Genomic DNA, 15721 nt, shown 5'->3' on the forward strand with positions numbered 1-15721 from the left:
TTTAAGCTCATCCAAATTTTATTTTGTTGAGGATGTTGATTTTAATATGGTTTTGTTTAATTTCACGCCCCGATACAATAATAAAGAAAATTACATATTCCAGTATAAAAATGGAACCATTATAATTTTATTTTTTTGTAAAATATATAATAGCTTCATTCTCAATAAAAACCAATACAGAACTAAATGAAAATATTAAAATTTGGGGGTACTTCAGTTGGTAGTCCCGAGCGCATGACCAAGTTGTTGGATATTATTAATCCAAACGAAGAACAAATCGTTGTTTTATCGGCCGTTTCTGGTACAACAAACAGTTTAGTAGAAATTTCAAATTATTTTTTAGCAGGAGATAAGCAGAAGGGAAGTGTTGCGATTGAAAATTTATACCAAAAATATAAGGACTTTGTTGTTGAACTGTTGCCAGCAACTGATTTTCAGGAAATGGGAAATGAAGTCATCGATTATCATTTTAGCTTTTTGGCGGTTTTAACCAACGATATTTTTACCTCAATTGAGGAGAAAGTAGTATTAGCCCAAGGAGAACTATTATCAACAACCTTGTATCATATTTATTTACAATCAATTGGTGTAGCATCTGTACTATTACCTGCGCTTGATTTTATGAAAACGGATGAAGATAATGAACCCGATATTCCGTTTACCAACAAACATTTAATGCCAATTTTGGCTGAACATAAGGGCAACAAACTGTTTATCACTCAGGGTTTTATTTGCCGAAACAGTTTTGGCGAGGTTGATAACCTACGCCGTGGGGGAAGTGATTATACCGCATCGCTATTAGGGGCTGCAATTAACGCTGAAGAAGTTCAAATTTGGACGGATATTGATGGGATGCACAACAACGATCCACGTATTGTAAAGGGTACTAAACCAATTGCGCAATTGTCTTTTGATGAAGCCGCCGAGTTGGCTTATTTTGGTGCGAAAATTTTGCATCCGCAATCGGTTTTCCCGGCACAGAAATACAAAATTCCAGTACGTTTACTTAACACCATGGAGCCAAGTGCCGCTGGTACTTTGATTACGCATGATAGCGAAAAAGGCAAAATAAAATCAATCGCTGCGAAAGATGGCATTACGGCAATCCGTATTCAATCCAGCAGGATGCTTTTGGCCTATGGTTTCCTTCGTCGTGTATTTGAAGTGTTTGAACGTTACAAAACACCGATTGATATGATTACCACATCAGAAGTGGCGGTATCGTTAACGATTGATGAAACGGCACATTTGCCAAAAATTATCGAAGAACTGGAAAGTTTTGGTACCGTAGAAGTAGATACCGACCACAGTATTGTTTGCGTGGTAGGCGATTTTGGCTCGGAGAAACACGGTTTTGCAAGTAGAGTTTTGGAAGGCTTAAAACACATTCCAATTCGTATGATTTCTTACGGTGGAAGTAATTACAATGTTTCGTTGTTGATATTAAGCGAATACAAAACCGAAGCGCTAAGAAGTTTGCACAATAGATTATTCGAATAGGAGATAGAAAGCTCCCGCTATCACCATCAAGCCGATTAGGAAATGAAAGGCCAAAAAGCTTGATGGCAATTGTTCATTTTGATGCTTTCTATAGGAATTGAATAATCCAGCAGAAATAATGAAAACAATAAATATGGCAGCAACAATTTTCATTTAGGTGATGGTTTTTGTAAGCGTATTTAAAAATTTGTGAATAAGAACTTTGATGATTTTATTTTCGAATAAAGAACAGAAATAAAATAATGAACAGTAGAACGATAAAAAATCGAATTTTTCCGTTGTATTGTTTACGGGTAATTCTTCCATGCTTTAAATCAAGGTAATTGCCCCAATAAATTAGCCCAAAGAATAAAATTAAAATTATAATAAGAAATTTGAACATGTTCGCCGATAAAGATATATCAAAGTTTAACAATATAGAAACACCTTTTTACTATTACGATACGGATTTGTTGCAAAAAACCTTGCAAACTTGTGCAACAGCAGCTGCGCCATTTCAGTTTCACATCCACTATGCGCTAAAAGCAAACTTTAATCAAGTTCTGCTTCAACAAATTAAAGACATTGGTTTTGGTGCAGATTGCGTAAGCTCAGGAGAAGTAAGGCGAGCTGTAGAGGTTGGTTTCGATCACAAAAAAATTGTATTTGCTGGAGTTGGTAAATCAGACAAAGAAATAAATGAGGCTTTAGATTTAGATATCTTCTGCTTCAACGTAGAGTCTGTACAAGAATTGGAGGTTTTAAATGAACTTGCATCTAAAAAACAGAAAACGGCTCAAGTTGCCATTCGCATTAACCCAAATGTGGATGCCCACACACACCACAACATTACCACTGGTTTAGATGAAAATAAATTTGGCGTAAATTCTTGGGATTTACCAGAATGTGCCGAAATGTTAAAATCGTGCCCAAACCTTAAATTTATAGGCATTCACTTTCACATCGGTTCTCAAATTACCAATTTAGATGTTTACAAAAATCTTTGTGTACGGGTAAACGAATTTGCCAAATGGTTTGAGGATAAAGGCTTTACGCTTCAAATTTTAAACGTGGGTGGCGGTCTTGGTATCGATTACCACAACCCAGATCATCAAATACCCGATTTTGAATCTTACTTTAAAATTTTCCATGAATTTTTGGAGGTTAAAGCCCATCAAGAAGTACATTTCGAATTGGGACGAGCTTTGGTAGGTCAATCTGCATCGCTAATAACCAGAGCATTGTACATCAAAAAAGGAAAAAAGAAAAACTTTGTGGTGTTAGACGCTGGTATGACTGAATTAATGCGTCCTGCATTGTATCAAGCCTACCATAAAATCGAAAATCTTACCCAAACAAAAAAATTGGAGACCAATGCCAGTTTTGTGAAATACGATATCGTTGGACCAATCTGCGAAAGTACGGATTGCTTCGGTAAAGAAGTAGAGCAACCAGAATCATTTAGAGGGGATGTATTTGCCATTCGTAGCGCGGGTGCGTACGGTGAGGTAATGGCTTCTAAATATAATTTAAGAGATGCAATCCGATTTGTGTATAGTAACGAAGTTTAAAATACCATCGGCTCGGAAAACAAAAGCTATCCATCATGCGGAATAAACAATCCGTCATGCTGAATTTATTTCAGCATCTTAATGGGATCAAAATTGGTTCGCCATTATGCCCACCGAAAATACATTTAAAAACCTAGCTAAGACCCTGAAATAAATTCAGGGTGACGATACCTTAAACCCATCCATCATGCGGAATAAACAATCCGTCATGCTGAATTTATTTCAGCATCTTAGAGCAATTATGAAACTTGCCTTTTAGTTTAACTTTAAAACAAGATAAAACCCTACAAGAAATTCAGGGTGATGAGGAGTTTAATTATTGATAACGAAGAATCTGCCTGTGCAATAATGCATTACAGATTTTTCGTCAAATACCGCTGACTGAATTATCTCTTCTTAGAAGTAACAAATACAATAACCCCTGCTACTAAAATGATTCCACCTGCGTAGGGTGGCCAATTAACCGATTTTTCTTTATCAGCAGAGATCTGGATGGGTCCAGCATCTACAACTTTTTCTCTTTTCGTGTACGAGAAGCCAGTCCAAACCAACATGGCTATTCCAACAATGATTAGTACGAGTCCTACGGTTTTATTCATGATTTTAGATTTAGATTAAAATCAATAAACAGTAAGCCGAGGTTTATGTTTTATTCGTCAAAGAAATCGACCAATCCACCCAAATAATATTCCTCAATTCCTGCTGTAAAATCTTTAAAATCTTCATCAGGGATGTTTGTTTGGCGAAATTCTAGTGAGGTACCACTTTTATCTTCATGGAGTTTCATGGTTACAATTGACGGCTCATTTTCTTCACCAAAATACCATTGTTGAACAATCTTTTTTCCAAATTCAAACTCAATATTTTTGCCGGCAATGTCTCCATCCCAAAGCGTAAATTCCGTATCCGGAACTTCCTCAAATTCTACCTCGGCACCTGTCCACAGTTTCAAGCTGGTATCTTTCGTTAGTGCTAAATACACTTCTTCGGGAGGAGCGGGGATGTAGGTATATTTTTTATAATCCATTCTTTATAATCTTCTTAATCATTTGGAGTAAGGTTTCCAAATTTCAATAAATTCCTATTTCTATTTAAACGCGTTTAAGCCTGTAATATCCATCCCTGTTATTAACAAATGAATATCGTGTGTACCTTCATAAGTTACTACCGATTCTAAATTCATCATGTGTCGCATAATTGAGTACTCGCCTGTAATTCCCATTCCGCCAAGCATTTGACGAGCGTTTCGGGCGATGTCTAAAGCAATCTCAACGCTATTCCTTTTTGCCATCGAAATTTGCTCTGCGGATGCTCTTCCCTCACTTTTAAGTACGCCGAGTCTCCAAACCAATAGCTGTCCTTTCGTAATTTCGGTGACCATTTCAGCCAATTTCTTTTGTTGTAATTGAAAGCCACCAATTGGTTTTCCAAACTGCACACGTTCTTTTGAGTAACGCAATGCAGTATCATAGCAATCCATTGCTGCACCCAATGCACCCCAGGCAATACCATAACGTGCTTGATTTAAGCAACCCAAAGGCCCTTTCAAACCACTAATCTCTGGAAAAACATTTTCTTTTGGAATTTGCACATTGTCAAATACCAACTCGCCTGTGGCTGATGCGCGTAAACTCCATTTGTTATGGGTTTCTGGCGTAGAAAAACCATCCATACCACGTTCTACCACCATACCCCTGATTTTTCCGGCTTCATCCTTCGCCCACACCACCGCAATATCGGCAAAAGGCGCATTGCTGATCCACATTTTCGCACCGTTTAACACGTAGTGCGAACCTGCATCTTTTATATTGGTAACCATGCCACCAGGGTTAGATCCATGATCGGGTTCGGTTAATCCAAAACAACCCATCATCTCTCCACTAGCCAACTTAGGTAAATATTTTTTTCGTTGTTCTTCGCTACCATAAGCATAAATTGGGTACATCACCAACGACCCTTGTACCGATGCCGTTGAGCGAATACCAGAATCGCCACGCTCTATTTCTTGCATGAGGATTCCGTAAGCAGTGTAATCCAAACCTGCACCACCATACTCTACAGGAATAGTCGGACCAAAAGCACCAATATCTGCCAAGCCCTTAATTAGATGTTTAGGAAACTCTGCCCTTTGCGCATAATCTTCAATAATCGGACTAACTTCTTTTTTAACCCATTCTCTGGCCGTAGCGCGTATAAGTTTATGTTCGTCAGTTAGTAATTCATCTAATAGATAGTAGTCTGGTGCTTCGTACAAGTCTTTTCTTACTGATTTGCTCATGTGTAATTAATTATCTGGTTTGTAAATTACATTCATTTCAAAGGTAACAATTTACGCAAATGGGCATTATATTCAATAAGAAAAATTAATTTTGCGTACATAAAGTAATAAATGAGTCGATTTAAACAAAGCGTAGCTTTAAAAGATGTAAAGTGTTTTGCCCTGCATGGATTTTATCCAGAAGAACAATTAATTGGTACCCATTTCATCGTAGATTTAGAAACGGAATTTATGGCTAGGGGTTTTGAAGATGAGCTAAGCCAAACCGTAAACTATGAGCACCTGAATACCATCATTTTATCTGAAATGAAGAACACGCAAAAACTTTTGGAAACGGTTTTACACAACATCATCTCCAGAGTGATTGATCTTTATCCATTTATTGAAACCGTTAACGTAAGCATCAAGAAACTTAACCCTCCAATGCCAGGTCAAATTGGCCATTCCTTTGTTAAACTAACCTATACAGCAGCAGATTAAAAATGAATTTTACCAAGCTTAATTCTGAAATATTACAAGAAATAAAAAATGCCATTGGCGAAGAAAAAGTTTTTACCGACACCGAAAGTTTAGAAAACTATAGCCATGATGAAACTGAAGACCTTCATTTTCAACCAGAAGTAGTTGTAAAACCCACCACTACCGAAGAAGTATCGGCTTTACTTAAAATTTGTAATGCACACCATGTTCCAGTTACCCCGAGGGGCGGGGGCACAGGTTTAAGCGGAGCAGCCCTTCCAATTTTTGGAGGCGTCTCTTTGTCGATGGAAAAATTTAAGTCGATCATTGAAATTGATATTGAAAATTTACAGGCAACGGTTGAGCCAGGCGTAATTACAGAGGTTTTCATTAATGCAGTTGGAGAGCAAGGCTTGCTGTATCCAGTTGATCCAAGCAGTAAAGGTTCATGTTTCATCGGTGGAAACGTAGCACATGGCTCAGGTGGACCAAGGGTGGTAAAATATGGAACCATACGCGAATATATTTTAAACTTAGAAGTAGTATTGCCCAATGGCGACATCATCTGGACAGGCGCTAACACCTTAAAATATGCCTCAGGTTATAACTTAACCCAATTGATGATTGGCTCTGAAGGTACACTGGGCGTGGTTACTAAAATCGTAACCAAACTGTTGCCAAAACCTTCGCAATCCGTTTTAATGATGGGTTCTTTTAGTACAAACGAAGAAGCCTGCGCAGCAGTATCTGCTATTTTTAGGGCTGGAGTTACCCCATCTGCATTAGAGTTTATGGAGAGAAAGGGAGTGGAATGGGTAATCAAATTTGACGACATTAAGTTTGATTTAAAGGATGATGTGAAAGCATTATTGATGATTGAATTTGATGGTGATGATTTGGATGATATTTTCAAAAACTGCGAAAAAACCAATATCGTGCTGGAGGAGCATCACTGCACTGATGTTCTTTTTGCAGATACCGCACAACAAAAAGAAGAACTATGGAGAATGCGTCGAACGATGGCAGAATCTGTAAAATCCAATTCAGTTTACAAAGAAGAAGATACCGTTGTGCCCCGTGCTGCTTTACCTCAATTAATTAATGGCATAAAAGAAATCGGAAGCAAATATGGCTTTGAAAGTGTATGCTATGGCCATGCAGGCGATGGAAATTTGCATGTTAACATCATAAAAGCCGGAATGAGTGACGACGATTGGAAAAACAAGCTCAAATACGGCATTACCGAAATCTTTGAATTGACAACTGCGCTGGGGGGTACACTATCGGGAGAGCATGGGATCGGATTGGTTCAAAAAGAATATATGCCCATTAAATATTCAGAAATTCACTTAAATTTAATGAGGGGTATTAAACAAGTATTTGATCCTAAGGGCATTCTAAACCCTGGAAAGATGATTCCAGATCAAAATTAAGTTTTGTTTAGATGCACACAGATTAGATTTTCACTGAATCTGTGTGCATATTCTTAATTCACTTAAGGTCTGTTTAAGCCCTATGGGGAAAGACAGATAAGATCAATATCCCTTAAGATGCTGAAATAAATTCTGCATGACGGGATGTTTATTCAGCATGCCGGATGAATTTACAGATATTCGGAGGAAATCGTCCTGACTTGATTTCAGGGTCATAGCTAATTATAGTAGAGATTTTTGTTATCCCGAACTCATGTTAACCAATCAGCTGGAAAGCTGCTCAAAACCCAACATCTTTTGCTTTTCAGCTTCTGGAATGGCCGTGGGTCGGCTGGTGGTGTAATCTACTGCAATACAAACGGTTTTGCCTTTGCTGCAAATGATTTCTTCATTCCCTTTAACTTTCACAATTTGATATTCTAAATCGAAACTGCTCGTTCCGATGCGTGAGGTTTTAACATGAACAGCAATTTTATCATTCATTACAATTGGTAAAATATAATCCAATTCGGCATGGGCAATTACAATCCCTGTTTTTTTCCAATCCCATTTTATAATCTCCTCCCAATACTTTGTTCGGGCAATTTCGAGGTATGTGAAGTACACTGAATTGTTTACGTGGCCCATTAAATCGAAATCAATAAACCGAAGATGAATGTTGGTTTTATAGTTAAATTGATCAGAAAAACTTCTAATATCTGTCAATTTGTCTTTTGATTTGCTTTTTTTTTGCCAAAATGTCTTAAAAATCATAAATATTTGAATTGGTATGTAAGTTGAATATGCTGTATTATCAAATTAAAAAATAAAGAATTATAGATATGACACTTGTAAATTTTAACAACAGAACCCGCAACACAGCACCTTACTTTAACAATGTTTTTGATTCATTGTTTAGCGATGCCATTACTAAAAACAAAATGGTCAACAAATCGCCAAATGTGAACATCAGTGAAACTGAAAGTGCTTATGTTATTGACATTGCAGCGCCTGGTTTGAAAAAAGAAGACTTTCAGATTAATTTAAAGAAAGATACGCTTTCTGTTTGGGCCGAAGTGAAAAAAGAAGAAACAGCATCTGCTAAAGATTTTACCCGTAAAGAATTTGATTACAGCTCATTCGCCAGATCATTTAATTTACCCGAAAGCGCAGATGGAGATAAAATTACCGCTGAATATAAAGATGGCATATTAAGCATCAACATCAGCAAAAAAGACGATAGCAAATTACAACACAAAGAAATTGTAGTATCGTAACTAAAGGTTTTCTCGAAAGAGGATTTTTCATAATCGTTTTAGGTTTAGGTTTTATAGGGTTAATGCTGGATGGCGTTAACCCTATTTTTTTAAGTATTCATCTAATGTTTCGTCATAACTAATCAACCAAGAATACCAGCGAACTAATGATTTTTGCTATTTTTGCAAAATGGAAAGAGAAATTCTGGATACGAAGCGAAAAGCGTTAAAAATAAATCTTGACCCACGCATTTACGGCACTTTTGCCGAAATAGGTGCTGGCCAAGAAGTTTCAAGGAACTTTTTTAACGCTGGGGCCGCATCCGGAACGGTTGCTAAAACCATGTCTGCTTATGATATGACCTTTAGTGATGCCATTTATGGTGCCGAAGCTTCAGGCAGATACGTAAGTCAGAACCGACTGCTTCAAATGCTCGATCACGAATTCAGTTTGCTTAACGAACGCTTATCTGGTGAGAAATATGAAAGCCGTACGTTCTTTGCTTTTGCCGATACAGTTACTACACTCAATTACAAACGAACCAACGAGCCCCACGGTTGGGTTGGAATTTGTTTCCAAAGTGAACCAGGAGGCTTACCAAATGAAATATTTTTCCATGTAAGGCTGTTGGATACAGATGTGAACATGCAACAGCGTGTACTGGGAATTATTGGTGTAAATCTCGTATATGCAGCATTTTATTACCACGAAGATCCGCAATTGATGGTTGAATCTTTGGCTGATAATTTAACAATCGATTCGGTTGAAATTGATTTGATTTCGGTTAAAGGCCCAGCATTTCCCAATGCCAACAACATCTTACTTAATCTGTATATGATTATGAAAGATTTTTCAGCAGCAGCCATTTTCGATTCTGATGCCCACCCACGTCAAGCTAAAGATTTATTGTATAAAAAGGATATTATGATTTTGAGAACCAAATACGGTCAAAAATCATTGCCTAACTTTAATTTGTTTAATAAAGCTACCGATCAATTTAAACGCACCAATCAAGTTGCCGAAGGGAATTTAGCCGTAATGATTGAAGTTTTATTAACCAACGTACTTACTGAAGCACAAGAAACCCCAGATGATGTTGATTTAGAGGCCGTTGCCAAGCGTACCCAAGAAATGTGCGATACCGGAAACATCGTTATCGTATCCAACTTCACACGTCATAATCGCTTAGCTAAGTATTTAGATCGTTGCAAGCCGAAAAGCGTAGGCTTAGCCACCAACATCAACAACCTCAAATTTGTATTTAACTCAACCAATTTCGGAGAAAATTATTCGGGCCAATTATTGAGTTATGTAAACGATATGTTTAGCAAAAACGTGCGCTTATTTGCCTATCCTTTTTTGGATAAGAAAACGAATGAGGTGATTACAACTGCAAATATGCCCGTAACTCCAGAGGCGAAACCACTATTCGATTTTTTATTGATAAATGGCTACATCACTGATATTAAGGATTACAGCGAAGACGAAGTAAAAACAGTTTAAGTGGTAGCTATGGAAGCTCATTTAAAACAGAACCATTTGCGGTAACTTCAAAGGTGTGCCTAATGCCGCATTTTAAAGCGAAATTATTTCTCTGATGGCCGACTGGAAAATCGAATGCGATTGGATAATTGTATTCTGAAACCTTTTCTAAAACAATATCGTAAATGGTCTTTCCAAATTCTTCACCAGCATCATCAGGTTTGATTTTAAATCCACCAACGATTAGCCCTTTTAGGTTTTTCAATTTCCCGCTTCGTTTTAAATTCCAAAACATTCTGTCGATGCTGTATAGATATTCGCCGGTATCTTCAACAAAAAGGATTTTATTGCGTGTATCCAAATCAGATTCGCTGCCCGCTAAGGTTTCTATAATGCTTAAATTTCCACCCACTAAAATGCCCTCAGCCTTTCCATTTCTATTTTTTTGGTTAAGTGGGGCGGTGTAGGTCATCTTTTCGCCCATCAAGGCATTTTTAATCGACAAAATAGTTTCCACCTGAATGGGTTCGGCGAGGGCCCAATCATCTGGAAAACTGTTGCACATTTTCGAATGTATAGAAGCAATGCCATAATTTCTAGTCAAATGGCAATGTAAAACGGTAATGTCACTAAAACCGATAATCCATTTCGGATTTCTTTTGAAATGGGTAAAATCGAGCTTATCAAGTATTCTAACAAAACCATAACCACCACGGGCGCACATAATGGCCTTAACATCTGGATTATCAAGCATTTGCTGAAAATCACCACGCCTTTCATCATCGGTTCCACCATAGGTAAAATCGCGCTTTCCTATGGTTGTACCTACTTTAACATTTAATCCCCAAGTTTGCATTTGTAAAACTGATGGCTGAATTTGGTCGGTGGTGATGTATCCGGCAGGACTTGTAATTCCGATGGTATCGCCGGGTTTTAAATAGGGTGGTATCTTGAAAGAAGGGGAGGCTTCGCTATCAACTGCTTTCGCTAAAGTTTTGAAGGCAGGAATAGCAGTTGTTGCAACTAGGAATGAAGACAGGAAATATTTTCTATTCATTAAAATCAGATTGAGATGTGACAGAGCGAATATAAGATTTATTGCAATTTGCCTATCATAGAAAAAGGGATTTATATCCATAAATCCCTTTCATAAACCAAACAAATTAATCTGTAATAGATTTGTATAATGTGAATTAACTAATTAACCAATAAGGAAATAGAATGTTTTATTTATTTTGAATTAAATAGTTAAGGCTATCCATCGCGGATAGCCTTGCTAACAACAAAACAAATATAAGATAACCAAATGTTTACCTGATTTGAGCAAAAATCAGGCATTTAAGTGCTATGAGCTACACTTAGCGGCCTAGTAATGGATTCGAACCATTGTACCAAGGTTTATGAAACCCATACCTTCCAATCGGTCAACTGGCCATATTTTAAAACTGCTTAAAGGTTAAATAATTTTTCAACTCAGCAATCTGTTCAACTGATAATTGATCTTCCTCTTTGAAATTTAAATCCGTTTCGGTTTCATTAATGGATTGATGGTTAAGATTTGGATAATCATCTATCGCCGGAAATTGAAAGTAGAGAGACATATTTAAAACCTTTTTGTTTTACACCTAAACCTATTCCTCGTAAACGTTTAGCAAATATATAATTATTATATTAAATCTATAGATTAAGTAGTATTTATTTTATTATTTATTTTTATCTATGTAATTTTCGCGTTTGAATAAACTATTTTTTGGGCTCGGATTTAGGAATAAGTGGGCTATTATATAATAAAACTAATTTTGCTTGAATCTTCATTTTAGAAAGAAGGCTGTGTTTGGAAATTTAATTATTCATTTTCAGCTCCTAGTTTCAATTGATTTCTTGAAAGCTAATTATTTTAAGGATATTTGCAAATCATATATTAAAACAACAATTGTGTCTTTAGATAAATTAAAACTCAGTAAGCCATTGGTTGCTGCCATGACTGATGCCGGATTTTTAACCCCAAAGGAAATTCAAGCCAGAACCATGTCACGCATTTTAGGCGGACAAGATGTTATAGCTGTTGGTCCGGAAGGTTCTGGAAAAACAACAACCTATGTGTTGGCTACGCTGATGAAATTGAAATATGCTTTTGAAGAGGCGCCAAGGGCACTAATATTAGTGCCTGATGCAGAGCATGTTGACCACGTTTTAGAACAGTTTAAATTGTTAAACCGTAATAATACATTTAGAATTATTGGAATTGACAGCAGGGGTGCAGTTGATACTCAAATGAATGAAATTACCGATGGTGTTGACATTATTGTTGCCGTACCCGATAGAGCTAGAGCGCTTTACTTAAAATTGGCACTTAACACCAATAAAATACAGTTGTTTATTGTTGACAATGCAGAGTTAATCGTTAAAAAAGGCTTGCAATTGCCTGTTGTTGAGTTGGCAAATAGTGCTTATAAATCGCAACACGTGGTTTTTACAGAAGTCATCCATGAGAAATTAAAGCTGATGATAAGTCCTTTTATGAAAGACTCTACCACCACGATTGAGGTAGATGAAATTGGGGAACAGAAGGCTGAAGTTTACCAACAGATGCTGTATCACGTACCTAACTTCAGAACAAAGCTTAATCTTTTAACTTTGCTTTTAAGCGATGCGGATGTTTTTGATAAAGTTTTAGTTTTTGTAAACACCAGATTAACAGCCCAAACTGTTTACAAAAATTTCAATCACGTAAACGAGACCGAAATCACCATTTACAAGCCTTTATTTTTTGATGATGCTGGTTATGATGACATTGAGGACTTTAAAGAGAATCCAGAATCGAGAATCCTTATCGTTGCAAACGAAAATTTAACGGATTTGAATATAGAGGGTATTCCATTTATTATTCATTTGGAATTGCCAGAGCAGAAGGAAACTTTAATTCAGCGAATTGTTAAGCGTACAGATGAAGATGTGGTTGCCATTACTTTCTCTACGGATATTGAATTAATTGAAGTAAAAAAAATTGAGCAAGCGGTTGGACAAAGAATGGAGGTGATGGAATTGCCTGAAGAATTGAAGATTGTTGATGCTGGACCAAAACCCAAAAAGAAAAAAGGTGACGAAGAGGATGATTCATCTGAACGTGGTGCCGCCTTTCACGAGAAGAAAGCCAGTAATTTAAAAAACTACAACTACAGTGCTGGCACCAAAGCAAAGATGACCTATAAAAATAAAAAGGGACTATCGTAATTTCCCCTCCAAATCATTTCAAATTTTGTTCAAAAAAAAACTCCCGATTTTCATCGGGAGTTTTTTGTTAAGTGTTGCTTTACAACTAGTATAATGTAAATTCTACACGACGGTTTTGTTGACGACCAGCTGCAGTTTTGTTGGTTGCAATTGGTTGATCAGGTCCGTAACCAGTAGCTTCGATTCTTGATGCATTAGCACCTTGAGAAACTAAATAAGCTTTTACGGCTTCTGCTCTATCTTTTGATAAACGTAAGTTTAATTCTCTGCCACCAGTGTTATCTGTGTGTCCAGCTAATTTTAAACTGAAGTTTTTCTCAATCAATAGGTTAGCAACTCTATCTAAGGTAGCATTTGATTTAGAACGGATTGTTGATTTACCTAAATCGAATTCTAAGTTTGAGATTGCATCTCTAACCACTTTACGGTCAGCTTCTGTAATTACCGTAGTTTCTTTGATAACTTTAGTTGTTGGTGCAGCTAATGGACAACCAGAACCATCTACAACAGTTCCTGAAGGTGTACCAGGGCATTTATCAAATTTATTAGCTACTCCATCATTATCATCGTCAGCTAAATCTTTAGCATATTGATCTCTATCTCTTTGTGCATTTTGCTCAGCAGTAGATAATGCTCTTCTTAATTCAGCACTTTCTTCTGCGCTTTGTTTACGCAAATCTGCTACTGCACTGTAGTTTTGCAATTGAGAGTTTTCTTTGTTTCCTAAAGCAAATTCTAAACCAGCGTGTGCATATGAGAATCTACTTTCGTTATAAGCATTTTTAACGGTTGGAGATGATTTGATAAAGTTGATGTCGTAACCTAAATCAATATTGATTCCTTTTGATACACCAAATTTAAATCCAACTCCAGTTGGGATGAACCAACCTTCTCTAGCGTTAAATACTTCAGTGTTTCCAATTTGAGAATCTGAAGACATATAACCAGCACCCGCTTTTACGTATGGAATTAATACTGCATTCTCTGTGTTTAAGCTAAAGTTGGCAATATTCAATACTGCTGTTAATGATCCTGACCAAGAGATGCTATTTTTTTGCTCAAGATTAGTTGGAGTTACTGTACCGTTTGGTGTATAGTTAGCAGTTTTAATGTCTCCACGTAGGAAGTCTGCTTGTAAACCTAAGGCAGGTAAAATTTGTTTTTTTACGAATGCACCGTAACCAATACTTTTAAACTCTCTTGCGTCAACGCTTCCACCACCTAGAAAAGTGTTTTGGCTTAATATACCTCCATGTGCACCTACGCTCCATGTTCTTAATGATTGTTTTCCAAATCTACCAGATGTAGTTGGGGTCTCCTGTGCGAACAATTGTGATGATAAACCTAATAAAGCAATCAACATTGTTGATTTTGTAATTTTTGAATTCATGTTTTTATTTTTTGTAAATAATAGTCATACAACAGCTTTCTAGTCATACTGTTTTAACCCCCACATGAAAAAATCTTGCCAAAATTAGTTAAATCGTCGTAAACACCATATAATCAATAAATTACAATATTAAAATTATTTCACAAAAATGTTACCCAACAGACTTTACATACCTGAAATTGGATAGATTACTGTACAAAATCGTAAACATTCAGGAAAATAGTTGGATAAACTGTCACTTAACGGATGGATTTTTCTTGCCACTTAAGAGCATTTCAAGCGCCTTATTCACTCTAGCATTTCTAGTTTTTTCTTGTTTGGCTGATAAGATCCATAGCACATATTCTTTCTGATGTGAATAAGCCAAATCATTAAAATAGTTTAAAGCTGCTTGATGCGGAATTAAGGCCTCGGACAGATCTTCTGGAAGTTTTACTTTTTTGTTTTCTGTATCTATGTAAGCACCAAACTCATTGGTTTTGATGTGGTCGTTACGCATACCAGATGGTTTCACTTCAGAAATTAGCTTCAACCTCAACCCAGTCCAAATTTCGTTAACAGCGGCCGATGCGCAAGGAGCTAAACCGAAAACCTCAAGCTCCTTCCATGTTTTCATTAAATCTAAATCGGTTTCGATTTTAGAATTTTTCTTGGGGCTAAATACCCAAAAAATAGTTTTTGCATGTATTCGGCTCAAATTCCCTTCTATCTGTAAATGAAGCTGTTTTTTGCTGGTTGAAAAGGTGATTATGGCATCAAAATCCATTGAACCATCAAAGTTGAAGGTTACATCATTGGGAATTTCCCCAAAAATATCACTTGCATTTTCTGGTGCATTTTCTACCTTAACAACGAAATTAGGCTTTATTTGAAGTTTTTTTAAAAAGAGATTTTGCATTTTTTGTTCAAAAATTATCATTAATAGTGTTCCAAACTCCAATTTATCAAAAAAAGACCCTAGTTACAAATTTCACTTGACTATAGTATTTAACTAATCGACGCTGTTATCTCTGAGGCGCAACTCCCTTAACCGTCATCTCGACTGGAGCGCAGCGGAACGCAGAGATCCTTGAAAGCAATAACAAAAATCACATTAAAAGATTTCTCCACTACGGTCGAAAGGACGATCATTTAATGGTCACCGAGATTGGGCGCAGGG

At 36.7% G+C, this 15721-nt stretch carries 16 protein-coding genes and 1 tRNA gene; 7 read left to right on the top strand and 10 right to left on the bottom strand.

All coding sequences use genetic code 11. The features are described from left to right. Positions 1-186: 186 nt before the first annotated feature. Positions 187-1500, top strand: coding sequence for an aspartate kinase (locus tag DHW03_RS03865; RefSeq protein ID WP_109924408.1), 1314 nt, complete (start codon positions 187-189; stop codon positions 1498-1500). On the opposite strand, the gene DHW03_RS19240 is transcribed toward DHW03_RS03865, so the two are convergent. After that, complete coding sequence (locus DHW03_RS19240; protein ID WP_165825354.1) at positions 1489-1653, bottom strand: hypothetical protein; 165 nt, start codon at positions 1651-1653, stop codon at positions 1489-1491. The two genes, DHW03_RS03865 and DHW03_RS19240, sit on opposite strands and share 12 nt — an antisense overlap. A 227-nt stretch (positions 1654-1880) precedes the next feature. Here DHW03_RS19240 and lysA point away from each other — a divergent pair, with 227 nt between their 5' ends. Beyond that, positions 1881-3050 carry a diaminopimelate decarboxylase gene (gene lysA / locus DHW03_RS03870; protein WP_109924409.1) on the top strand — a complete coding sequence of 390 codons (1170 nt, stop codon included), beginning with the start codon at positions 1881-1883 and terminating at the stop codon, positions 3048-3050. Positions 3051-3436: 386 nt separating this feature from the next. Here lysA and DHW03_RS03875 read toward each other — a convergent pair whose 3' ends face one another. From DHW03_RS03875 to DHW03_RS03885, 3 genes are read right to left on the bottom strand one after another with little or no spacing between them, the layout of a single operon-like run. Then, entirely contained in the window at positions 3437-3649 is a 213-nt protein-coding gene (locus DHW03_RS03875; RefSeq protein ID WP_109924410.1) for a hypothetical protein, read from the bottom strand. A 50-nt stretch (positions 3650-3699) separates the two neighbouring features. Continuing rightward, the gene (locus DHW03_RS03880) at positions 3700-4077 is read right to left on the bottom strand and encodes an SRPBCC domain-containing protein (protein WP_109924411.1); all 378 of its coding nucleotides are present in this window, start codon (positions 4075-4077) and stop codon (positions 3700-3702) included. Positions 4078-4137: 60 nt separating this feature from the next. Then, the gene (locus DHW03_RS03885) at positions 4138-5328 is read right to left on the bottom strand and encodes an acyl-CoA dehydrogenase family protein (protein ID WP_109924412.1); all 1191 of its coding nucleotides are present in this window, start codon (positions 5326-5328) and stop codon (positions 4138-4140) included. Positions 5329-5439: 111 nt separating this feature from the next. Here DHW03_RS03885 and DHW03_RS03890 point away from each other — a divergent pair, with 111 nt between their 5' ends. Further along, positions 5440-5808 carry a dihydroneopterin aldolase gene (locus DHW03_RS03890; protein WP_109924413.1) on the top strand — a complete coding sequence of 123 codons (369 nt, stop codon included), beginning with the start codon at positions 5440-5442 and terminating at the stop codon, positions 5806-5808. Positions 5809-5810: 2 nt separating this feature from the next. After that, positions 5811-7220: an FAD-binding oxidoreductase gene (locus DHW03_RS03895; RefSeq protein ID WP_109924414.1), complete on the top strand. Its 1410-nt coding sequence runs from the start codon at positions 5811-5813 to the stop codon at positions 7218-7220. A gap of 264 nt (positions 7221-7484) precedes the next feature. On the opposite strand, the gene DHW03_RS03900 is transcribed toward DHW03_RS03895, so the two are convergent. Beyond that, positions 7485-7973 carry an acyl-CoA thioesterase gene (locus tag DHW03_RS03900; protein ID WP_109924415.1) on the bottom strand — a complete coding sequence of 163 codons (489 nt, stop codon included), beginning with the start codon at positions 7971-7973 and terminating at the stop codon, positions 7485-7487. A gap of 68 nt (positions 7974-8041) precedes the next feature. Between DHW03_RS03900 and DHW03_RS03905 the strand changes: the two genes are divergently transcribed. Further along, complete coding sequence (locus DHW03_RS03905) at positions 8042-8476, top strand: Hsp20/alpha crystallin family protein (RefSeq protein WP_109924416.1); 435 nt, start codon at positions 8042-8044, stop codon at positions 8474-8476. 169 nt (positions 8477-8645) lie between these two features. Then, entirely contained in the window at positions 8646-9959 is a 1314-nt protein-coding gene (locus DHW03_RS03910; RefSeq protein WP_109924417.1) for a nicotinamide mononucleotide adenylyltransferase, read from the top strand. 7 nt (positions 9960-9966) lie between these two features. Here the strand turns inward: DHW03_RS03910 and DHW03_RS03915 are convergent, their stop codons facing one another. From DHW03_RS03915 to DHW03_RS19250, 3 genes are all read right to left on the bottom strand, one after another. Next, positions 9967-10995 carry a S66 peptidase family protein gene (locus tag DHW03_RS03915; protein ID WP_109924418.1) on the bottom strand — a complete coding sequence of 343 codons (1029 nt, stop codon included), beginning with the start codon at positions 10993-10995 and terminating at the stop codon, positions 9967-9969. A gap of 305 nt (positions 10996-11300) precedes the next feature. Beyond that, positions 11301-11372: transfer RNA gene (locus DHW03_RS19245), tRNA-Met, on the bottom strand. Between the two features lie 5 nt (positions 11373-11377). Then, positions 11378-11539 carry a hypothetical protein gene (locus DHW03_RS19250; RefSeq protein WP_165825355.1) on the bottom strand — a complete coding sequence of 54 codons (162 nt, stop codon included), beginning with the start codon at positions 11537-11539 and terminating at the stop codon, positions 11378-11380. 334 nt (positions 11540-11873) lie between these two features. Here DHW03_RS19250 and DHW03_RS03920 point away from each other — a divergent pair, with 334 nt between their 5' ends. Continuing rightward, the gene (locus tag DHW03_RS03920) at positions 11874-13172 is read left to right on the top strand and encodes a DEAD/DEAH box helicase (RefSeq protein WP_109925000.1); all 1299 of its coding nucleotides are present in this window, start codon (positions 11874-11876) and stop codon (positions 13170-13172) included. 85 nt (positions 13173-13257) lie between these two features. Here the strand turns inward: DHW03_RS03920 and DHW03_RS03925 are convergent, their stop codons facing one another. Together DHW03_RS03925 and DHW03_RS03930 are read right to left on the bottom strand one after the other, a co-directional pair. Beyond that, entirely contained in the window at positions 13258-14562 is a 1305-nt protein-coding gene (locus DHW03_RS03925) for an OmpA family protein (protein WP_109924419.1), read from the bottom strand. 235 nt (positions 14563-14797) lie between these two features. Next, positions 14798-15460, bottom strand: a complete 663-nt coding sequence (locus DHW03_RS03930) for a YdeI/OmpD-associated family protein (protein ID WP_165825356.1) — start codon at positions 15458-15460, stop codon at positions 14798-14800. Positions 15461-15721 lie beyond the last annotated feature (261 nt).

It is taken from the genome of Pedobacter yonginensis, from assembly GCF_003173595.1.
Taxonomy (GTDB): Bacteria; Bacteroidota; Bacteroidia; order Sphingobacteriales; family Sphingobacteriaceae; genus Pedobacter; species Pedobacter yonginense.